The sequence below is a fragment of the Variovorax sp. W2I14 genome, assembly GCF_050435205.1.
Lineage (GTDB): Bacteria > Pseudomonadota > Gammaproteobacteria > Burkholderiales > Burkholderiaceae_C > Variovorax > Variovorax paradoxus_C.
This window is the reverse complement of sequence record NZ_JBNDJX010000001.1, coordinates 4,041,161-4,059,203: the sequence shown is the minus strand read 5'-3', so window position 1 is coordinate 4,059,203 and position 18,043 is coordinate 4,041,161. Positions and strand designations below refer to the sequence as shown.

Below are 18,043 nucleotides of genomic sequence, written 5' to 3'. Positions count from 1 at the left end.
ATTTCCTTGGAGGTGGTTACTTTTCGGTGGCCGTCTTGAGGTTGGCAAGGCCGGTTTCGAAGTCCTTGCCGATCATCTGGTCCATGTTGAAGAAGAGGCCCATGAGCTTGGCGATGTAGGGACTCGGGCCGTGCATGGCCCAGGTGACCTCTGTGGCGTCGCCCTGCGGCGCGAGCGTGAACTCGGCGATGTTGTGGCCTTCGAAGGGCTTGATGAAGTCGAGCTTGATCGCGACCTTCGATGAAGGCGTTGACTCGGCGATTTCCATCTTGCCCGCGCCGGCCTTGTCGTTGCCCTCCCAGGCGTAGGTGGCGCCCTGTCCGGCCGGCGCGCCGCCGAACGTGCGCTTCATGGCCGGGTCCAGCTTCTCGTAGGGCGACCATTCGCCCCAGCGGTGGAAGTCGTTGATCAGCGGAAAGATCTTCTCGGCCGGCGCGGCGATGCGCGCCGTGCGCTCCACGCGAAAGGTGTCGGGCCGGGTGGCCGCGTAGATGAGCACGATTGCGATCACAGCGAGGATGGCGAGAACGATTTTCTTGAACATGAAGGGACTCCAGAGCGGGGCGGGAAGCGGGCGGCAACGGGTTACTTGGCGGCGTCCACCACCAGCATCCAGGCCACGCTGAAGCGGTCGGCCAGCATGCCGAAGCTGCTGGTGAAGAAGGTCTGCGTGAGTGGCTGCATGACGTGGCCGCCATCGGCCAGCGCATCGAACCACTTGCGCGCATCGGCATCGGTGGATGCGGTGATCGACAGCATGATTCCCTTGAACTCCGCCTTGCCGGAGCACTGGCCGTCGGAGAGCATGAGCTCGGTTTCGCCGACGCGAAGCACCGAATGCATCACCTTGTCGGGGCCGGGGGCGGCGCCTGCGCAACTGGCGTCGGTGTTGCCTTCGAACGCGTCGGCCGGCGCGTCGCTGTAGCGCATGAGCTGGACGACTTCGGCGCCGAGCGCCTTCTTGTAGAAAGCGATCGCTTCATCGCAACGGCCTTCGAAGGACAGGTAAGACTGGACTTTCATGGCATTTCCTTTGGGCTGATAAAGGTTTCAAGAATGCGCAGCGGCTCCTGCGCGAATACGATGGAACTACTTTGTGTACACCGTCCACAAAGAATAGCAGGGATAATGGACAGTGTCCACATGGAAATCGAAATGAAGCTGAACAACGTCCCCGAAAGCCTGCCGCCCGCCCGCAGCACTTACCGCCACGGCGATCTGCGCCGTGCGCTGCTCGAGGCGGGCGTGGAACTGGCGCGCGACGGCGGGCCCGATGCCGTGGTGCTGCGCGAGGCCACGCGCCGTGTGGGCGTGGTGCCGAATGCGGCGTACCGGCATTTCGGCAGCCGGCAGGAATTGCTGCTGGCGGTGCGCGGCGAAGCGCTCTCGGCTGCTGCCAAGGCGATGGAGTCCGAACTGGCCGTGCTGCATTTCGACCAGCCGCCCGCCGATTTCGCCCGCGCGCAGGTGCGCGCCATCGGCACGGCCTACCTGCGGTTCGCGCAGGCCGAGCCGGGTCTCTTCCGCACGGCGTTCGTGGTGACCGAGGAGGGCGAGGGCGAAGTGGGGCCCACGGCCGCGGGAGCGAGCGGCATGGGGCCGTTTCAGTTACTGGGTTCCGCGATCGACCGGCTGGTGGACGCCGGCGTGCTCGATCCGGTGCGCCGCCCGAATGCGGAATTTCTCGCGTGGTCGGCGGTGCACGGGCTGGCGCTGCTCATCATTCACGGGCCGCTCCGCACACTCGATGCGGAGACCACGCAGGCGCTGGGACAGCGGCTGATCGACATGGTGGAGCGGGGGCTCTAGCGGTCGCCCCCGATTTCACGCCAAGTCGAGCTCAGGAAACCGTTCACGCTGAGCCTGTCGAAGCGCCGCGCAAGGCTTCGACATGCTCAGCCCGAACGGTTTTTCTCAGAGATAGATCTTCTGCAGCAGCTTGATTAGCGTCTCGCGCTCGCGCGCCGTGAGCTGGGCGCTGGCGTCGGCCTCCAACTGCACCACCGTCTGCTCGGCGTCCCGCACCAGCGCTTCCCCGGCCGAGGTGAGGTGCAGCCCGACCGCGCGGCCGTCGTGCGGATGCGGCCGGCGCTCGATGAGCCCCCGGCTGTCCAGCGTGGCCACCAGGCTCACGAGATTGGGCGGCAGGATCTCGAGCGTGTTGCACAGCTGCCGCGAGGTGGCGCCCGGGTTGTGCGCCAGCAGCGAGAGCACCGAGAAATCGATCTGCTTGAGCCCGTAGGGCGCCATGCGCTCCGAAAACACGCTGCTGATGATCAGCCAGGCGCGGCGGGCGTTGTAGCCGACCAGGGTTTCGAGCACGCGGGCATCGAGCCGGTCCGAACGGCCCGATGCGGAGGCAGCGGGCTCGTTCTTCGTGGAGGTTTTCTTGGCGGGTGCAGGCATGGCCCCGAGCGTAACCGGCCGAGGCGGCGCCGGGAATCTACCGCGCGACACCTTCCGCTGCTGCTGCTGCGTGCGAAAGGCCGATGCCCTCGCAGGCGCGCTTGACGATGCCCAGCCGCATCTCGAACTCGGGCAGCACCCAGCGGCGAAAAGCCGCAGCCGCTCGCGCTCTGCCGGCGTCTTCGGTGCTGCCGGTAGCCTCGATGCGCGCCCAGGCCCAGGCCATCATCGTGAGCATCACCACCCGCAGGTAATCGTCGGCCACTTCGTACGGCAGCACGGGGTTCGCATGCGCGGACATTGCGATGGTGGTGCCGAGATACCGCAGTTGCGCGAGCCGGCGCTGCACATCGGCGTCGGCCTCGCGCGAGGCGTCGAGCGTGTCGCGCAGTTCGAGCAGCACGGCCGACATCGCGGTGCCGCCGTCCGGCAGCACCTTGCGCACCAGGAGGTCGATGGCCTGGATCTCGTTGGTGCCCTCGTAGATCATCGTCACGCGCGCATCGCGCACGATCTGCTCGACGCCCCACTCGCGCACATAGCCGTGGCCGCCGAACACCTGCAGGCATTCGCTCGCGCCGTGAAAGGCCTGGTGCGTGCAGGCGGCCTTGAGCACCGGTGTGACCAGCGAGCACCAGCGCTGCGCGCGCTCGCGGGCCTTGGGGTCGGCGTCGTGCGCGGCCACATCGAGCATCAGCGCGCTGCGGTAGGCCAGCGTGCGCGCGCCGTCGATCCAGGCGCGCTGCGTGTCGAGGATGCGGCGGATGGCCGGGTGCTCGGCGATCAGGTCGGCCGGCTCCGCGCCGCGGCTTGCTGGCACGGCGCCGGGTGCGCGCATCTGGCGGCGCTCGGCCGCGTAGGTGTCAGCCTTCTGCCAGGCGGCGTCGAGCAGGCCGATGCCTTGCAGCGCTACATGCAGTCGCGCCGAATTCATCATCACGAACATCGCGGCGAGACCACGACTGGGTTCGCCGACCAGCCAGCCGGTGGCATCGTCGAAGCGCATCGAGCAGGTCGGGCTGCCATGCAGGCCCATCTTTTCCTCGATGCGCTCGCAGTGCACCGCGTTGCGCGCGCCATCGGGCAGCAGCTTGGGCACGAGCACCAGCGACAGACCCTTCGGCCCGGCCGGCGCATCCGGCAACCGGCACAGCACCAGATGCACGATGTTCGGCGTCAGGTCGTGCTCCCCGCCCGAAATGAAAATCTTGCTGCCACTCACCCGCAAGCTGCCATCGGCCTGCGGCACGGCGCGCGTACGCACCTGGCCGAGATCGCTGCCCGCGTGCGATTCGGTCAGGCACATGGTGGCGAGCCATTCGCCGGTCGCGATCTTCTGCAGGTAGCTGCTCTTCAGTTCGTCGCTGCCATGGTGCTTGATGCAAGCGTAGGCACCGTGCAGCAAGCCCGGCGCCATCGTGAGGCCGTGGTTCGCGGCGCTGAGCCATTCGTAGAGCACGGCTTCGAGCACCGAGGGCAGGCCCTGGCCGCCGTCTTCCGTCGCGGCGGAGAGCGCGGGCCAGCCACCATCGACGAAGGCTTGGTACGCGCCGCGAAATCCCGGCGGCGAAATGACTTCGCCTTTGTCGAAGCGGCAGCCGACTTCATCGCCTTCGCGGTTGATCGGCGCCACCACCTCGCCGACGAAGCGCGCGGCCTCCTCGAGCACCTGCGATTGCAGCGCATCATCGACTTCGGCGAAGGGCGCGAGCGCCTGCAGCCGCGCAGGCGCATCGAGCACCGCATTCAGGAGAAAGCGAACGTCTTCGGGGCGAGGCCGGTAATCCATCGGCTGCTTCAGGACTCGGCGGTGAAGCCGATCTTCTTGACCAGCGGACCCCAGCGTTCGTACTCCGCCTGCAGCGACTTCTTCATCTCCTCGGGCGAGGAGCCGTGCGCGATCAGCCCGACCGACAGCAGGCCATCGGCCACGGCCTTGTCCTTGAGCGCGGCCTGGATCGCGGTGCTCGCGGCGTTGACGATGGGTGCGGGCGTCTTCGCCGGCGCGAAGAAGCCGAACCATTCGTCGGCCACGATCTCCGGGAAGCCCTGTTCGGTGAAGGTCGGCACATCGGGCAGGTAGGCCGGGCGTTGCGCGCCCGAGGTGGCGAGCACGCGCAGCTTGCCGGCTTTGGCGAAGGGCAGGCAGTCGCCCGCCGGCGTCACGCACGAGGCGATCTGGCCGCCCACCACATCGTTGATGCCGGGCAGCGAGCCGCGGTAGGGCACGTGGCGCAGGTCGGCGCCGGTGCTCAGGCCGAGCAGCGCGCCCAGGAAGTGCGGCGTGGAGCCCGCGCCCGGCGAGCCGTAGCTGGCCTGGCCGGGGTTGGCCTTGGCCCAGGCGATGTAGTCCTTCAGCGTCTTCACGCTGGCCGGCACCATCGGGCCGACGGCCAGGCCGTGCGTCATCACGGCGCCGATGGAAATCGGCGCGAAGTCCGGGATCGCGTAGGCCAGCTTGGTGTAGATGTGCGGATAGATCGACAGCGCCGAGGCCTGTGCGAGGCACAGCACCGAGCCGTCGGCCGGCGAGGTCTTGAGCGTGTCGAGCGCGATGCGTCCACCCGCGCCGGGCTTGTTCTCGACCACCGGGTTCGTCTGGGTAAAGGGCGTGTTGCCCACCTTGTCGGCCACGCGGCGCGCCACGCTGTCGCCGGCGCTTCCGGCCGGGAAGCCGTAGTAGATCTTCACCTGCTGCTGCACCAGTTGGGCGAGTGCGGCGAGGGGGTGCAGGGCGCCGATGGCGGCGGTGCCGCCGAGCATGTTCACGAACTGGCGTCGGGTGGTCATGGTCTTGTCTCCTGGTTTTGCTGCTGGGGCTGGAATCAGCGCGGCGCCATGCGCAGGGCGCCATCGAGGCGAATCACTTCGCCGTTGAGGTGTCCGTTCGTCACGATGTGGCAGGCCAGTTCGGCGAATTCCGAAGGCTTGCCCAGGCGCGGCGGGAACGGGATCGATGCGGCCAGCGAGTGCTGCACGGCTTCGGGCAGCTCCAGCAGCAGCGGCGTGGCGAAGAGTCCTGGCGCCACGGTGCACACGCGGATGGCGTGCTGCGCGAGGTCGCGCGCCATCGGCAGCGTCATGCCGACGAGGCCGCCTTTCGAGGCGCTGTAGGCCTGCTGGCCGACCTGCCCGTCGAAGGCGGCGACGGAGGCGGTGAAGAGCATCACGCCCTTCTCGCCGTTGTCGAGCGCTTCGAGCTTGGCGCAGCGTGCCGCGAAGAGGCGCGCCATGTTGTAGCCGCCGATGAGGTTGATGTTGACCACGCGCACGAAGTCTTCGAGCGGTGCCGGGTTGCCGTCCTTGCCGACGATGCGCTTGGCGCTGCCGATGCCGGCGACGTTCATCAGGATGCGCGCGGGGCCATGCGCCGCGGCAGCCTTGTCGAGCGCGGCGGTGACGCTGTCGGTGTCGGTGATGTCGCAGGCGCAGGCGATGCCGCCGATTTCCGCGGCGACCTTTTCTGCGAGCTCGGCGTTTCGGTCCAGCACGGCGACCTTCGCGCCCAGTCGTGCCAGTTCGCGTGCGGTGGCTTCGCCGAGGCCCGATGCGCCGCCGGTGACGAGGGCGGCTTGTCCTTCGATCTTCATGTGTGTTGTCTCCTGGAAGAAATTAGCGGGGCGTCAGCGTGAAGGGCAGCGTGCCCGCATGCATCGCGTCGGCAAGCGCGGCGCGGTGCTTGAGCACGGCGCGCTGGTTGATCGAGCCCTTGTCGGTCACCTCGCCCTTGTCGATGGAGGGCGGCTCGGCCATCAGGTGCAGCCGCGCGATGCGGTTGGCGCTGCCGGTGCCCATCGCAGCCAGATCGTTCGCCATCTGCTGGAAGTGCGCCTGCACGGGGGCGCTTTCGAGCACCTGCTGCATCGTGGCGTCGGCAGCCAGCCCGGCGAGCTGCCGCACCTTCTGCGTCGGGAAGATCAGCGCGCCGACTTCCTTCAGGTTGATGCCGGTCAGCACCGCGTCCTGCACGTAGGGTGCGCCGGCCGCGATGATCCTCGCGCGCAGCGGACCCACGCTCACGAAGGTGCCGGTGGCGAGCTTGAAGTCTTCGGCGATGCGGCCGTCGAAGCGCAGGCCGCGGTGGATGTTCTCGTCGTCGATCCACTTCACCGCGTCGCCGGTCGAGAAGAAGCCTTCTTCGTCGAAAGCCTCGGCCGTGGCATCGGGCGCGCGCCAGTAGCCCGGCGTGATATTGGGTCCGCGGTAGCGCACCTCGGTCTTGCCGTCGACCTCGATCAGCTTGATCTCGATGCCGGCCGCGGGCAAGCCGATGTCACCCGACTTCACTTCGGGCCCGGTGACGTAGAGCGCGAAGGGGCCCGACTCGGTCATGCCGAGGCCCGTGCCCATCACGATGCGCTCGCCGACCTCGGCCTCCTGCGTCTTGTGCAGGCTGTCCCAGATCGGTTGCGACAGCGCCGCGCCCGAGTAGAAGAACATCTTCACGCGCGACAACAGGTTGCGGCGCAGCACCGCGTCGGTTTCCATCGCGTTCGCGATCGCCTCGAAGCCGGTCGGCACATTGAAGTAGATGGTGGGCGCGATCTCGCGCAGGTTGCGCAGCGTCTCGGCCATGCCCGCGGGCGTGGGCTTGCCATCGTCGATGTAGAGCGTGCCGCCGTTGTCCAGCACGATGCCCACGTTGTGGTTGCCGCCGAAGGTGTGGTTCCAGGGCAGCCAGTCGACCAGCACCGGCGGCTCGTCGCCCAGCGCGGGAATCGACTGGCGCAGCTGCTGCTGGTTGGCGCACCACATGCGGTGCGTGTTGATCACCGCCTTGGGCATCTTGGTCGAGCCCGAGGTGAAGAGGAACTTGGTGATGGTGTCGGGTCCGGTCGCGCGCATCGCGGCGTCGATGGCGGGCGTGGCCGGCGTGGACGCGAGCATGTCGAAGCGCGTGGTGGCGCGGCCCGGGATCTGGCCGCTGGCGAGCACGACCTCGGTGCCGGCCGGCACCGCCGCTTCGATGGCGCGGCCGTAGCGTTCGGCATCGGCGGCGAACACCAGGCCCGGCGTGAGCGTGTCCAGCACGTGGCGCAGCTTCTCGAAGTCCTGGCTCACCAGCGAATAGGGCGGCGACACGGGGCAATAAGGAACGCCCGCGTAGAGGCAGCCGAGCGCGAGCAGCGCGTGCTCGATGCCGTTCTCGCTGAGGATCGCAACCGGGCGGTCGGCGTCCAGGCCGCGGTCGAGCAATGCCTGTCCGATGCTGCGCGCTTCCTGAAGAGCTTGCACGTAGGACACGCGCAGCCAGTCGCCGGTGCTGCCGTCGGCCAGTCGCTCGCGGCGGGCGATGAAGGTGCGGTCGGGTGCGTGTTCGGCCCAGTGCGCGAGGCGGTCGGTCATGCGCTCGCGGTAGGCCTCGAGCTGTGTCTCGGCTTGCAGGTACTGCGTGCCCGGCGCGCCGTCGCGCAGCACCGCGCGGGTCACGCCGAAAGCGAGCGGGCGATAGCGGATGGCGGTCATCCCTTGCTCACTTTCGCGGCACGGCCTTCGAGGAAGTCGCGCACGCGCTCCTTCGCTTCGGGCGCGGCCTGCACGATGCCGGACATCAACGCCTCGGTGAAGAAGCCGTGGTCGGCCGACTGTTCGGCGATGCGCGGCAGCGCGTGCATCAGCGCGTAGTTGGTGAGCGGCGCATTGGTGGCGATGCGCTTGGCGAGTTCGAAGGCCTTGTCGAATGCCGTGCCTTCGTCGACCAGGTACTGCGCGAAGTTGGCGCGCTCGCCGTCTTCGGCGTTGTAGACGCGGCCGGTCATCATCATGTCGGTCATGCGGGCCACGCCGATCAGCTTGGGGATGCGCACCGAGCCGCCGCCGCCCACGAAGATGCCGCGCGAGCCTTCGGGCAGCGCGTAGAAGGTGGAGCGGTCGGCCACGCGGATGTGGCAGGCGCTTGCCAGTTCGAGGCCGCCGCCGACCACCGCGCCGTGCAGCGCCGCGACCACCGGCACCGGGCCGTGCTGGATGAGGTCGAGCGCGGCGTGCCACAGGCGCGAGTGCTGCATGCCCTGGCCGGCGTCGCGCTCTTTCAGTTCAGAGAGGTCGAGGCCGGCGCAGAAGTGCGGGCCCTCGCCATCGAGCACCGCGGCGCGCACGCTGGAGGGCAATTGCTCGAAGGTGTCGCGCAACGCGAGGATCAGGCCGTCCGACAGCGCATTGCGCTTGGCGCCGCGCGCGAGGCGAACGATGGCGACGTCGTCGCGAATGTCGAGTTGGAGGTCGGGATTGGTCATGATCGGGTTTGAGTGTGAATCGAATTATGGTTATGATAAATAATCAACTCAAGGCATTTGAATGCCTCGGATCCTAGGGATTTACCCGCATCGGAGACAACGACATGGACCACCGGAACCTGATCGCCATCGACATCCACACCCACGCCGAAGTGAGCTGCTGGAATCCGTTCGACAACTACGGCGAGGAGTACGACCGCGCCGCCGACAAGTACTTCGGCTCCAGCGGCCGCCCGACCATCGCCGAGAGCGTGGCGTACTACCGTGAAAGAAAGATCGGGCTGGTGATGTTCATGGTCGATGCCGAGTCGAACATGGGCCGCCGCCGCATCCCGAACGAAGAGATCGCGGAGCACGCAAAAAACAACAGCGACATGATGATTGCCTTCGGCAGCGTCGATCCGCACAAGGGAAAGATGGGCGCGCGCGAGGCCCGCCGGCTCATCGAGGAGCACGGCGTGAAGGGCTTCAAGTTCCATCCGACGGTGCAGGGCTACCACCCCTACGACAGGATGGCCTGGCCGATCTACGAGGTGATTGCCGAGTACGGCCTGCCGGCCATCTTCCACACCGGCCACAGCGGCATCGGCTCGGGCATGCGCTGCGGCGGCGGATTGCGGCTGGAGTACAGCAACCCGATGCACCTGGACGACGTGGCCATCGACTTCCCCGACATGCAGATCGTCATGGCCCACCCCAGCTTCCCCTGGCAGGACGAGGCACTGAGCGTGGCGACGCACAAGCCCAACGTGTGGATCGATCTCTCGGGCTGGAGCCCGAAGTACTTTCCGAAGCAGCTCGTGCAGTACGCGAACACGCTGCTGAAGGACCGCATCCTGTTCGGCAGCGACTACCCGCTGATCACGCCCGACCGCTGGATGAAGGACTTCGAAACAGCCGGGTTCAAGCCGGAGGTGATGCCGGGGATATTGAAGGGCAACGCCGTCCGGCTGCTGAAACTCGAAGGCTGACGACAGGAGGGCGGGCTACGAATCCGCCTCTTCCTTTTCGTCGATCCGGTCCCAATCGCGCCCCGAGCGGCGCTGCCGCTCCTCGCGCTCGCGCGCCATCTGCTCCTCGAACTGCTGGCGGCCCGCCTTGTTGGCCGCGATCAGCTTGGCCCGGTCCTTGTAGTGTGGATAGATCTCGTCGCTGAGCTTGATGTTCCGGCGGCGAAACCGCATCGTCGACTCACGTGCCTCGTGCGCCGGCCAGCCCAGCGCCTCGAGCGTGGCGCGGGCGCTGCGCAGCGACGACTCGAACACCTCGCGCTCCACGTCCGTCACGCCACGGTCGCGCAGCTGGAACAGGTGCGTCACGTTGCGGGCCCGCGCAATGATCCGGGCCTGCGGAAAGTTCTCCTTCACGAGGTCGACGATTTCCAGCGATTGCTCGATGTCGTCCACCGCCACCACGATGGCCTTGGCCGATCCCGCGCCGGCGGTGCGCAGCAGGTCGAGCCGCGTCGCGTCGCCGTAGAACACCCGAAAGCCGAACTGGCGCAGGCCCTCGACGGTGTCGGCGTCGTGGTCCAGCACCGTCACGCGCAGGCCCTGCGACATCAGCATGCGCCCGACGATCTGGCCGTAGCGGCCGAAGCCGCAGATCAGCACCTTGGCGTCCTGCTGCTCGGAAATTTCCTCCAGCTGCGGGCCGGTGTTGCGGCTGTAGCGCGGCAGCACGAACTTGTCGAGCAGCACCAGGAGAAGCGGCGACAGCAGCATCGACAGCGCCACCGCGCCAATCAGGAGCGATGTGATCTCGGGTGGCAGCACGTCCGGCCCCGCTGCCTGGAACACCACGAACGCGAACTCGCCGCCCTGCGCGAGCAGCAGCGTGAACACCGGACGCTCCTGGTAGGCCAGGCTCATCGCCTTGGCGAGCGCGTAGATCACGACCAGCTTGATGGCCATGAAGCCGAACACCAGCGCGGCCATCACCCAGGGGCTCGCGATCAGCACGCCGAAGTTGATCGACATGCCCACCGCGATGAAGAACAGGCCGAGCAGCAATCCCTTGAAGGGCTCGATGTCGGTCTCCAGCTCGCGCCGGTATTCGCTCTCGGCCAGCAGCACGCCGGCGAGGAAGGCGCCGAGCGCCATCGACAGGCCCACCAGCTGCATCAACGCCGCGATGGCCACCACGAGCAGCAGCGCCGCGGCGGTGAAGATCTCGGGCGTGTTGCTGCGGGCGATCCAGCGCAGGAGGGGGCGCAGCAAGAGGCGGCCGCCGAGGATGATGCCGGCGATCACGCCGACGATCTTCAGCGCCTCCAGTGCGCGGTCCAGCCCGCTGAGCGAATGCTCGGCGGCGGATGCACCGGCCAGCAGCGGCAGCAGCGCGAGGATCGGGATGGCCGCCACGTCCTGGAACAGAAGGATCGAGAAGCCGGCCTGGCCGCTCGGCGTTTTCAGCAGGTTGCGTTCGCCGAACACCTGCAGCGCGATGGCGGTGGAAGAGAGCGCGAGGCCCAGCGATGCCACCAGCGACACACGCCATTCAGCCCCGAGCGCGCAGCCCACGGCGAACAGCACCGCGGCGCAGCTCAGCACCTGCGCCGCACCCCAGCCGAAGATGGGCCGGCGCAGGTTCCACAGGCGCTTGGGTTCGAGTTCGAGGCCCACGAGGAACAGCATCAGCACCACGCCGAACTCGGCGAAATGCAGCACGTCTTCGACGCTGGACACGAGGCCCAGCCCCCACGGGCCGATCGCGATGCCGGCCACGAGGTAGCCGATGATCGAGCCGAGCCCGAGGAACTTCGACAGCGGCACCACCAGCACGGCGGCGCCCAGGTAGATCAGGCTGCTGGTCAGCCAGGCGGGTGCGTGTTCCATGCTCAGGCCGTGCCTTCCCGGTTGCCGTTGTTGTCGCTGTTCCGGGCTTCGTTGGCGGCGGGTATGGAGGCGATGCTTCGCGTCATCGCGGAGTGGAAGGTGCTGGACACCACCTGGCCCATGTCGTCCGATTCGGCCGGGCGGTCGGCTTCGGGCACGGGGCAGGCGATGCAGGCGTCGATCTCCTCGATCTCGGGCCAGTCGGGGTAGCTGCCGAGCCGCTGGGCGTAGGTTTCGACATGCGCTGTCACCTCGGCCTCGTCGGCGCTGCGCGCGCCGTAGAAGATGAGCGGCGGCAAGAAGCGCATGCCGCAGAGCGCGGCGGTCTGCTCATAGGGCGGCAGGAAGGCGTCGAAGAAATATCGGTGGTAGTTCTGGGGGTGGTAGCTGGCCTCGGGGCTGCCGGTGGTCGCGACCAGCCAGAAGTCCTTGCCCTGCAGCGCGGTGCCGCCGGGGCCGTAGGCCCAGCCGTAGCTGAGCACGTCGTCGACCCAGAGCTTCTGCAGCGCCGGCATCGAATACCACTGGATCGGGTGCACCAGCACGACGAGGCGGGCCTTCGCGAGCCGGGCCTGCTCGGCCTCGACGTCGATGGCGAAGTCGGGGTAGCTGCCGTAGAGGTCGCAGACCTCCACCCCTGGCACTGCGCGTGCGGCGGCGAGCATGCGGCGGTTGACGCGCGAATCGCGCCAGTGCGGATGGGCCGCGATCACGTAGATGCCGCCGGATTCGTCGGCGGGGTTTCCCGGGGATGTTGTTGTCGTCATGCCGCGAACATAGCGCAACCGGAGGCGATTCACCGCCCCCAAAAGGGCGAGGCACTACGATGCGGCCCTGTTCCAGCTCTGGAGGAGATTCCCATGCCGGTGGTTCTGGTCGCCAATCCCAAGGGTGGCGTTGGCAAGTCGACGATCGCGACGAACATCGCGGGTTACTTTGCGAGCCGCGGCCATGCCGTGATGCTGGGCGACGTGGATCGCCAGCAGTCCTCGCGGCTGTGGCTGGGCCTGCGCCCGCCGATGGCCCGGCCGATTTCCACCTGGGAAGCCTCCGGCGACAGCACCGTGGTGCGCCCGCCGCGCGGCACCACGCACGCGGTGCTCGACACGCCCGCCGGCCTGCACGGCTGGCGCTTCAAGGAAGTGCTGGCGCTGGCCGACCGCGTGATCGTGCCGCTGCAGCCGAGCATCTTCGACATCTACGCGACGCGCGATTTCCTCGATCGATTGATGGAACAGCGCCGCGCCGAGAAAACCAAGATCGGCCTCGTGGGCATGCGCGTGAACGCCCGCACCCTGGCGGCCGACCGGCTGAACGAATTCATCGCCGGACTCGGCGTGCCCGTGCTGGGCGAGCTGCGCGACACGCAGAACTATGTGCAGCTCGCAGCGCGCGGGCTCACGCTGTTCGACATCGCACCGGGCCGCGTGCAGCGCGACCTCGAACAGTGGCAGCCGATCTGTGAATGGCTCGAAGCCTGAGGTCAAGGCACCCGGTTTTTTCCTGACCCCGGTTGTCGCGATGCCGACAGCCGCGCCCAACCCCTTGGCACCAGAATGCCCCGCATGACCAAAAAGACATTCCAGACCCTTCAGGATCTCTCCGCCTGCGTCGGCCAGGAAGTCGCCGTGAGCGACTGGATCACCATCACGCAGGAGCAGGTCAACCAGTTCGCCGAGGCGACGGGCGACCACCAGTGGATCCACGTCGACATCGAGCGCGCCAAGGCCGGCCCCTTCGGCGCGCCGATTGCCCACGGCTTCCTGACGCTGTCGCTGCTGCCGAAATTCTTCGAGGCGGCGATCGATGTGGTCGAGTCGCGCATGGGCGTGAACTACGGCATGAACCGGGTGCGCTTCATGTCGCCGGTGCCGGTGGGCAAGCGGCTGCGGGCGCGCATGAAGCTGCTGAGTTCGGAGCCGATTGCCGACGATGGTTTCCAGATGACCTGGGAAACCACCATCGAGCTCGAAGGCGCCGCCAAGCCGGCGTGCGTGGCCGAGTCGGTGGCGCGCCGCTACCGCTGAAATAGCGGCTCGTTGCTTACATCCGGCGGTCGGTCACTTCGCCGTAGGTGGCGGCGCCTTGCCGGGTGATGCCGAGTGCGCTGGCGCGGACTGCTGCGCGGTCGGTGTTACCGTTGGTCTGCTGGGCCACGCCGGTGCCGCCGTTGCCGATCTTCAGCGGCTGGCGAGCCTGGGCCTGCACTTCGGCGCGCGACAGCGTCGACTGGAAGGGCGCCGGCGGCAGCGGGTTCTGTTCACCCTGGAAGGCCTGGGCGCCGGTGCTGAGGGCGAGCGTGGCGAAGGTCGCGAGGGCAATCGACTTGGCATTCATGATGGAACTCCTTGAGGCAAAGCGTTGAGGGACTCGATGCCGGAGCGAGATGCAGTGACTGCTGCTTTTCGCGCCGGCATGTCATCCATACGCTCCGCCGTTCCGACCGGATGCGCCCTTGCTTCCTGAAGGGTCAGTTGAATCCGTTTTGCCGCCAGGCTTCGAACACCGTCACCGCCACTGCATTCGAGAGGTTCAGGCTGCGCTGCCCTTCGCGCATCGGCAGCCGCAGGCGCTGCGGTTCGGCAAAGCCGTCGCGCACCGCGGGCGGCAGGCCGCTGGTTTCGGAGCCGAACACCAGCCAGTCGCCCGGCTGGAAGCGCACGTCGTGCACGGCGCGCATGCCTCGGGTGGTGAGGGCGAACATGCGGTCGGCGGCGGGGCTTTCCGCATCGATCAGCGCTTGCCAGTCGGCGTGGCGCTTCACCTCGGCGTACTCGTGATAGTCGAGCCCGGCGCGGCGCAGCAGGCGGTCGTCCATCGAAAAGCCGAGCGGCTCGACCAGGTGCAGCGTGCAGCCGGTGTTGGCGGCGAGCCGGATCACGTTGCCGGTGTTCGGCGGAATTTCGGGGTGGACCAGGACGATATGGAACATCCGGCGATTGTCGGCGGGCTTGCGCGGAAGGCGGTCAGCGCGGCGGGTCGGTGCGGGCCAGCACCACCGCGGTGATGTGGGCGGCGCCGGACAGCCGGAGCGTTTCGGCGGCGGCGAACAGCGAGGCGCCGCTGGTCATCACGTCGTCGACCAGCACGATGCGTTTTTCCCGCAGCCGGTCCGCGCGCAACGGCTCCACGGCGAAGGCGCCGCGCAGGTTGCGCAGGCGCTCGGCGCGCGAAAGGCCGCTCTGCGCGGGGGTTTCGCGGGTGCGCAGCAACAGCGTCGCGTCGGTCTTGGCCGGCGCCATGCGGCGCGCGAGTTCGAGCGATTGGTTGAAGCCTCGCTCACGCAGGCGGCCGGGCGCGAGCGGCATCGGCAGGACGATGTCGCACTGCTCCAACGCCGGTTCCACCCAGGGCGCACTGCGCAGCAGGGTCGCGAACGGGCCGGCCCAGCCGGCGTCGCCGCGGAACTTGAACCGGGCAATGGCATCGGGCCAGGGCCATGCGTAGGTGCAGGCGGCGAGGCAGGCATCCAGCGGCGGCGGGTGCAGCACGCAGTCGCCGCAGCGCGCCACGCCTTCGGGCACCGGCAGGGCACAGCTGCCACAGCGCATGGCCGGCGGCGCGAAGCGCGAGACGCAGGCGTCGCACACCGGTTGAGAAGGCCAGGCGCGGCAGACCTCGCACTGGCTGGGCAGCCGCGCGAGCAGGGAGGTGAAAGGCCTCAGGGCCCGGTGGCTGAACATGGTCTCAATATACTCACGGCCCCATGGCCACCGACCCCGCAAGAAGACCGCCGACCATCGACCCCACGGCGGCCGCACGCTGGCGTCGGCTCGCGCCCGCCGATGGCTCGCCTTGGTTGCATGAGGAAATCGGCCGGCGCATGGAAGACCGGCTGCAATGGATCAAGGCCCAGCCCCGCACCTGGGCCGACTGGGCGCCGCTCAGAGGCGGCCTCGAGGCGCATGAACTTGTGGCCCGCCGCTACCGCGATGCCGCTTCCTATGTGATCGAACCCGAGCCAGCCCTCGCCGCCAAGACAGGCGAGGCGCTGGCCGCGCCCTGGTGGAGCGCGCGCCGCTGGCAGGGCGGCAAGGCCCGCTTCGATGCGCCGCCCGAAGACGGTGTCGACCTGCTCTGGGCCAACATGTCGCTGCACATGGCGGCCGACCCCGAGGCGCTGATCTCGCAGTGGCACAAGCTGGTCGCGACCGACGGCTTCCTGATGTTCTCGTGCCTCGGCCCTGACACCGTGCGAGAGCTGCGCGCGCTGCATGCCCGGCTTGGCTGGCCTGCTGCCGGCCACGAATACACCGACATGCACGACTGGGGCGACATGCTGGTGCACGCCGGCTTCGCCGAGCCGGTGATGGACATGGAGCGCATCGTGCTGACCTGGGCCACGCCCGAGGCGGCGCTGGCCGAACTGCGCACGTTGGGCCGCAACCTGCACCCGGGGCGTTTCCCGGCGCTGCGCGGCAAGGCCTGGCACAAGGCGCTGAAGGGCGCGCTGCCCGAACTGGCGCCGGCCGAGGGCGGCAACGGCCACATCGCGCTGACCTTCGAGGTCATCTACGGCCATGCCTTCAAGCCGACGCCGCGCGTGTCGCTGTCGGCCGAAAGCGCGGTGTCGCTGCGCGAAATGCGCTCCATGCTGCAACGAGGTCGACCCGGCGCGTGATTGCCTAGTAGTAGTGACCCGTAGGCGTCCCACAGGGCCTGCGAGCGCCGGTATCTACCCGCTACAATCCGCCGTTGCGTGAAACTCGCGGGTATTGTCCCGCGATCGAGGGGCTGTCGGATCCCGTTTGTACGAGGGCGTACGAGGGGTTTGGCGACCGTCGACGCACCGATTTGCTGAACTCGCCCGTGTCGAATTCCGTGTTTCGTTTTGCCACCGTTTCAGGCCAGAGCATCCACTGGTTCCTGAAGCGAAATTGCTCGGTGACCCCGAGCCAGCTGGGCTGGCTCTACGCGTCGCTGTGCGTGGTATCGCTCGGTATCGGCACGGTGTTCTGGCTGCACGGTGCGCCGCTGGTTCTGCCATTCGCCTGGCTCGAACTCGCCGCGGTGGGTTTCGCATTCATGCTGTACGCGCGGCATGCGACCGATGGAGAGCGGATCGCATTGCAGGGCGGCCGGCTGGTCGTGGAGCTCGAGGACGGTGGGCACTACGAACGCACGGAATTTCTTCCGCACCAGGTGCGGATCGAACCGCAGACCAGCGATCGCTCGCTGATCGAGGTCTCGGGGCAGGGGCAATCAGTCAGGGTGGGGCGCTATGTACGCCCGGAGTTGCGTGCAGCACTGGCGCGCGAGATTCGCATGGCGTTGCGTGGCGCTTGAAGCGGCTTGCGCAGCGCTGCACGGTTGGGTTTGTCGAAAAAATTGAAGAAACGTGAACACGATGAAGAGCATTTGGCGCAACAAGTACAGGCCGGCGAATCTGTTGCTGGCGGCCGGCGCGGCTTTCAGCAGCGCGGCGCACGCAGTCAACGATCTGCCCGGCGGCCCTTCGGTTCGCCAGTTGAATCTTCCGGTCGGTGTGACCAAGATCGCGCAGGAGCAGCATCTGCTCCACACGATCATGATGATTCTGTGCACGGTCATCTTCGTCGCCGTGTTCGCGGTCATGTTCTATTCGATCTGGAAGCACCGCAAGTCGGTGGGCCACAAGGCCGCCAACTTCCATGAATCGGTGGTGGTCGAGGTCATCTGGACCATCGTGCCCTTCCTCATCGTGATCGTGATGGCGCTGCCCGCCACCAAGGTGCTGGTGGCCCAGAAGGACACCACCAATGCCGACCTCACCATCAAGACCACGGGCTACCAGTGGAAGTGGGGCTACGACTACCTGAACGGCGAAGGCGAGGGCCTGGCCTTCATCTCCACGCTCGACAGCTCGCAGCGCGCGATGTCCGATGCAGGCGCCAAGGGTGCGATGCCCGACGACTACCTGCTCAAGGTCGACAACCCGCTGGTGGTGCCGGTCAACAAGAAGGTCCGCATCATCACCACCGCCAACGACGTGATCCACGCGTTCGCCGTGCCGCAGCTGGGCGTGAAGCAGGACGCGATTCCCGGCTTCGTGCGCGACACCTGGTTCCGCGCCGAGGCCGTGGGTGACTACTACGGCCAGTGCCAGGAACTGTGCGGCAAGGAACACGCGTACATGCCGATTCACGTGAAGGTGGTCTCGTCGGCCGACTACACGACCTGGGTCGCGGCCAAGCGCAAGGAAGCCGCCGCCAAGCTCGACGACCCCGACCAAGGTCTGGGCGCTGCCCGAGATGCTGGTGCGCGGCGAGAAGGTCTACGCCGCCAACTGCGCAGCCTGCCACCAGGCCAACGGCAAGGGCGCGGGCCCGATCAAGCCGCTGGACGGCTCCGCCAAGGTGGTTGCCGCCGATCACAAGGTGCAGCTGGAAGTGCTGCTCAACGGCCAGAACAACGGTGCGATGCCTTCCTGGAAACAGCTGAGCGACACCGACCTCGCGGCCGTGGCCACCTACACCAAGAACAGCTGGTCGAACAAGACGGGCCAGCTGGTGCAGCCGGCCGAAGTGCTGGCCCTGCGCGGCAAGTGACACGCCAGCAGCAGCGCCCCGCGAAGAAGAAATTGCA

General features: G+C 67.6%; 19 protein-coding genes and 1 pseudogene. 7 read left to right on the top strand and 13 right to left on the bottom strand.

Going from position 1 to position 18,043, the window contains the following annotated elements; genetic code table 11:
- Nucleotides 1-16 precede the first annotated feature (16 nt).
- Together QF040_RS19155 and QF040_RS19150 are read right to left on the bottom strand one after the other, a co-directional pair.
- Nucleotides 17-544, bottom strand: coding sequence for an SRPBCC family protein (locus tag QF040_RS19155; protein ID WP_429612375.1), 528 nt, complete (start codon nucleotides 542-544; stop codon nucleotides 17-19).
- A 41-nt stretch (nucleotides 545-585) separates the two neighbouring features.
- Entirely contained in the window at nucleotides 586-1,023 is a 438-nt protein-coding gene (locus QF040_RS19150) for a VOC family protein (protein WP_429612374.1), read from the bottom strand.
- 132 nt (nucleotides 1,024-1,155) lie between these two features.
- On the opposite strand from QF040_RS19150, the gene QF040_RS19145 reads away from it, so the two are divergent.
- The gene (locus QF040_RS19145) at nucleotides 1,156-1,809 is read left to right on the top strand and encodes a TetR/AcrR family transcriptional regulator (RefSeq protein ID WP_307597585.1); all 654 of its coding nucleotides are present in this window, start codon (nucleotides 1,156-1,158) and stop codon (nucleotides 1,807-1,809) included.
- A gap of 105 nt (nucleotides 1,810-1,914) precedes the next feature.
- Here QF040_RS19145 and QF040_RS19140 read toward each other — a convergent pair whose 3' ends face one another.
- The 6 genes from QF040_RS19140 to QF040_RS19115 are packed head-to-tail and all read right to left on the bottom strand — an operon-like array spanning nucleotide 1,915 to nucleotide 8,642.
- Nucleotides 1,915-2,406 carry a MarR family winged helix-turn-helix transcriptional regulator gene (locus QF040_RS19140; RefSeq protein WP_429612373.1) on the bottom strand — a complete coding sequence of 164 codons (492 nt, stop codon included), beginning with the start codon at nucleotides 2,404-2,406 and terminating at the stop codon, nucleotides 1,915-1,917.
- Nucleotides 2,407-2,443: 37 nt separating this feature from the next.
- Entirely contained in the window at nucleotides 2,444-4,195 is a 1,752-nt protein-coding gene (locus QF040_RS19135) for an acyl-CoA dehydrogenase family protein (RefSeq protein WP_429612372.1), read from the bottom strand.
- An 8-nt stretch (nucleotides 4,196-4,203) separates the two neighbouring features.
- Entirely contained in the window at nucleotides 4,204-5,196 is a 993-nt protein-coding gene (locus tag QF040_RS19130) for a Bug family tripartite tricarboxylate transporter substrate binding protein (RefSeq protein ID WP_429612371.1), read from the bottom strand.
- Between the two features lie 35 nt (nucleotides 5,197-5,231).
- Nucleotides 5,232-5,996: an SDR family NAD(P)-dependent oxidoreductase gene (locus tag QF040_RS19125; RefSeq protein ID WP_306882725.1), complete on the bottom strand. Its 765-nt coding sequence runs from the start codon at nucleotides 5,994-5,996 to the stop codon at nucleotides 5,232-5,234.
- 22 nt (nucleotides 5,997-6,018) lie between these two features.
- Nucleotides 6,019-7,872: a feruloyl-CoA synthase gene (locus QF040_RS19120; protein WP_429612370.1), complete on the bottom strand. Its 1,854-nt coding sequence runs from the start codon at nucleotides 7,870-7,872 to the stop codon at nucleotides 6,019-6,021.
- Nucleotides 7,869-8,642, bottom strand: a complete 774-nt coding sequence (locus tag QF040_RS19115; RefSeq protein WP_307501961.1) for a crotonase/enoyl-CoA hydratase family protein — start codon at nucleotides 8,640-8,642, stop codon at nucleotides 7,869-7,871. Before QF040_RS19115 ends, QF040_RS19120 begins: the two co-directional genes overlap by 4 nt.
- Before the next feature lie 104 nt (nucleotides 8,643-8,746).
- On the opposite strand from QF040_RS19115, the gene QF040_RS19110 reads away from it, so the two are divergent.
- Nucleotides 8,747-9,613, top strand: coding sequence for an amidohydrolase family protein (locus QF040_RS19110; protein ID WP_429612369.1), 867 nt, complete (start codon nucleotides 8,747-8,749; stop codon nucleotides 9,611-9,613).
- A 15-nt stretch (nucleotides 9,614-9,628) separates the two neighbouring features.
- Here QF040_RS19110 and kefC read toward each other — a convergent pair whose 3' ends face one another.
- Both kefC and QF040_RS19100 read right to left on the bottom strand, forming a co-directional pair.
- On the bottom strand, nucleotides 9,629-11,479 hold the full coding sequence (kefC, locus tag QF040_RS19105; protein WP_429612368.1) for a glutathione-regulated potassium-efflux system protein KefC: 1,851 nt from the start codon (nucleotides 11,477-11,479) through the stop codon (nucleotides 9,629-9,631).
- 2 nt (nucleotides 11,480-11,481) lie between these two features.
- Nucleotides 11,482-12,246, bottom strand: a complete 765-nt coding sequence (locus QF040_RS19100) for an NAD(P)H-dependent oxidoreductase (protein WP_429612367.1) — start codon at nucleotides 12,244-12,246, stop codon at nucleotides 11,482-11,484.
- Between the two features lie 93 nt (nucleotides 12,247-12,339).
- Between QF040_RS19100 and QF040_RS19095 the strand changes: the two genes are divergently transcribed.
- Together QF040_RS19095 and QF040_RS19090 are read left to right on the top strand one after the other, a co-directional pair.
- The gene (locus tag QF040_RS19095; RefSeq protein WP_307645276.1) at nucleotides 12,340-12,960 is read left to right on the top strand and encodes a ParA family protein; all 621 of its coding nucleotides are present in this window, start codon (nucleotides 12,340-12,342) and stop codon (nucleotides 12,958-12,960) included.
- A gap of 75 nt (nucleotides 12,961-13,035) precedes the next feature.
- Nucleotides 13,036-13,506: a MaoC family dehydratase gene (locus QF040_RS19090; RefSeq protein ID WP_307597599.1), complete on the top strand. Its 471-nt coding sequence runs from the start codon at nucleotides 13,036-13,038 to the stop codon at nucleotides 13,504-13,506.
- Between the two features lie 16 nt (nucleotides 13,507-13,522).
- On the opposite strand, the gene QF040_RS19085 is transcribed toward QF040_RS19090, so the two are convergent.
- The 3 genes from QF040_RS19085 to QF040_RS19075 all read right to left on the bottom strand — a co-directional run bounded on the left by QF040_RS19085 (nucleotide 13,523) and on the right by QF040_RS19075 (nucleotide 15,162).
- The gene (locus tag QF040_RS19085) at nucleotides 13,523-13,816 is read right to left on the bottom strand and encodes a hypothetical protein (protein WP_013543427.1); all 294 of its coding nucleotides are present in this window, start codon (nucleotides 13,814-13,816) and stop codon (nucleotides 13,523-13,525) included.
- Nucleotides 13,817-13,949: 133 nt separating this feature from the next.
- Nucleotides 13,950-14,411 (bottom strand): tRNA (uridine(34)/cytosine(34)/5-carboxymethylaminomethyluridine(34)-2'-O)-methyltransferase TrmL, encoded by a 462-nt coding sequence (trmL, locus tag QF040_RS19080; RefSeq protein WP_429612366.1) that lies wholly within the window; start codon nucleotides 14,409-14,411, stop codon nucleotides 13,950-13,952.
- A gap of 34 nt (nucleotides 14,412-14,445) precedes the next feature.
- Complete coding sequence (locus tag QF040_RS19075; RefSeq protein ID WP_429612365.1) at nucleotides 14,446-15,162, bottom strand: ComF family protein; 717 nt, start codon at nucleotides 15,160-15,162, stop codon at nucleotides 14,446-14,448.
- 23 nt (nucleotides 15,163-15,185) lie between these two features.
- Between QF040_RS19075 and QF040_RS19070 the strand changes: the two genes are divergently transcribed.
- From QF040_RS19070 to coxB, 3 genes and pseudogenes are all read left to right on the top strand, one after another.
- Nucleotides 15,186-16,100 carry a biotin synthase gene (locus QF040_RS19070; RefSeq protein WP_429612364.1) on the top strand — a complete coding sequence of 305 codons (915 nt, stop codon included), beginning with the start codon at nucleotides 15,186-15,188 and terminating at the stop codon, nucleotides 16,098-16,100.
- Between the two features lie 188 nt (nucleotides 16,101-16,288).
- Nucleotides 16,289-16,765: a DUF2244 domain-containing protein gene (locus tag QF040_RS19065; RefSeq protein WP_307597605.1), complete on the top strand. Its 477-nt coding sequence runs from the start codon at nucleotides 16,289-16,291 to the stop codon at nucleotides 16,763-16,765.
- A 61-nt stretch (nucleotides 16,766-16,826) separates the two neighbouring features.
- Nucleotides 16,827-18,006 (top strand): annotated as a pseudogene (gene coxB, locus QF040_RS19060) (cytochrome c oxidase subunit II).
- The last annotated feature ends 37 nt before the right edge of the window (nucleotides 18,007-18,043 follow it).

What these genes read in the sequence shown, in the direction of transcription:
- QF040_RS19130 (WP_429612371.1), bottom strand. Translation starts at nt 5,196, where the DNA reads ATGACCACCCGACGCCAGTTCGTGAACATGCTCGGCGGCACCGCCGCC.
- QF040_RS19145 (WP_307597585.1), top strand. Translation starts at nt 1,156, where the DNA reads ATGAAGCTGAACAACGTCCCCGAAAGCCTGCCGCCCGCCCGCAGCACT.
- QF040_RS19070 (WP_429612364.1), top strand. Translation starts at nt 15,186, where the DNA reads ATGGCCACCGACCCCGCAAGAAGACCGCCGACCATCGACCCCACGGCG.
- QF040_RS19095 (WP_307645276.1), top strand. Translation starts at nt 12,340, where the DNA reads ATGCCGGTGGTTCTGGTCGCCAATCCCAAGGGTGGCGTTGGCAAGTCG.
- QF040_RS19150 (WP_429612374.1), bottom strand. Translation starts at nt 1,023, where the DNA reads ATGAAAGTCCAGTCTTACCTGTCCTTCGAAGGCCGTTGCGATGAAGCG.
- trmL (WP_429612366.1), bottom strand. Translation starts at nt 14,411, where the DNA reads ATGTTCCATATCGTCCTGGTCCACCCCGAAATTCCGCCGAACACCGGC.
- QF040_RS19140 (WP_429612373.1), bottom strand. Translation starts at nt 2,406, where the DNA reads ATGCCTGCACCCGCCAAGAAAACCTCCACGAAGAACGAGCCCGCTGCC.
- QF040_RS19125 (WP_306882725.1), bottom strand. Translation starts at nt 5,996, where the DNA reads ATGAAGATCGAAGGACAAGCCGCCCTCGTCACCGGCGGCGCATCGGGC.
- QF040_RS19110 (WP_429612369.1), top strand. Translation starts at nt 8,747, where the DNA reads ATGGACCACCGGAACCTGATCGCCATCGACATCCACACCCACGCCGAA.
- kefC (WP_429612368.1), bottom strand. Translation starts at nt 11,479, where the DNA reads ATGGAACACGCACCCGCCTGGCTGACCAGCAGCCTGATCTACCTGGGC.
- QF040_RS19120 (WP_429612370.1), bottom strand. Translation starts at nt 7,872, where the DNA reads ATGACCGCCATCCGCTATCGCCCGCTCGCTTTCGGCGTGACCCGCGCG.
- QF040_RS19090 (WP_307597599.1), top strand. Translation starts at nt 13,036, where the DNA reads ATGCCCCGCATGACCAAAAAGACATTCCAGACCCTTCAGGATCTCTCC.
- QF040_RS19085 (WP_013543427.1), bottom strand. Translation starts at nt 13,816, where the DNA reads ATGAATGCCAAGTCGATTGCCCTCGCGACCTTCGCCACGCTCGCCCTC.
- QF040_RS19155 (WP_429612375.1), bottom strand. Translation starts at nt 544, where the DNA reads ATGTTCAAGAAAATCGTTCTCGCCATCCTCGCTGTGATCGCAATCGTG.
- QF040_RS19115 (WP_307501961.1), bottom strand. Translation starts at nt 8,642, where the DNA reads ATGACCAATCCCGACCTCCAACTCGACATTCGCGACGACGTCGCCATC.
- QF040_RS19135 (WP_429612372.1), bottom strand. Translation starts at nt 4,195, where the DNA reads ATGGATTACCGGCCTCGCCCCGAAGACGTTCGCTTTCTCCTGAATGCG.
- QF040_RS19100 (WP_429612367.1), bottom strand. Translation starts at nt 12,246, where the DNA reads ATGACGACAACAACATCCCCGGGAAACCCCGCCGACGAATCCGGCGGC.
- QF040_RS19075 (WP_429612365.1), bottom strand. Translation starts at nt 15,162, where the DNA reads ATGTTCAGCCACCGGGCCCTGAGGCCTTTCACCTCCCTGCTCGCGCGG.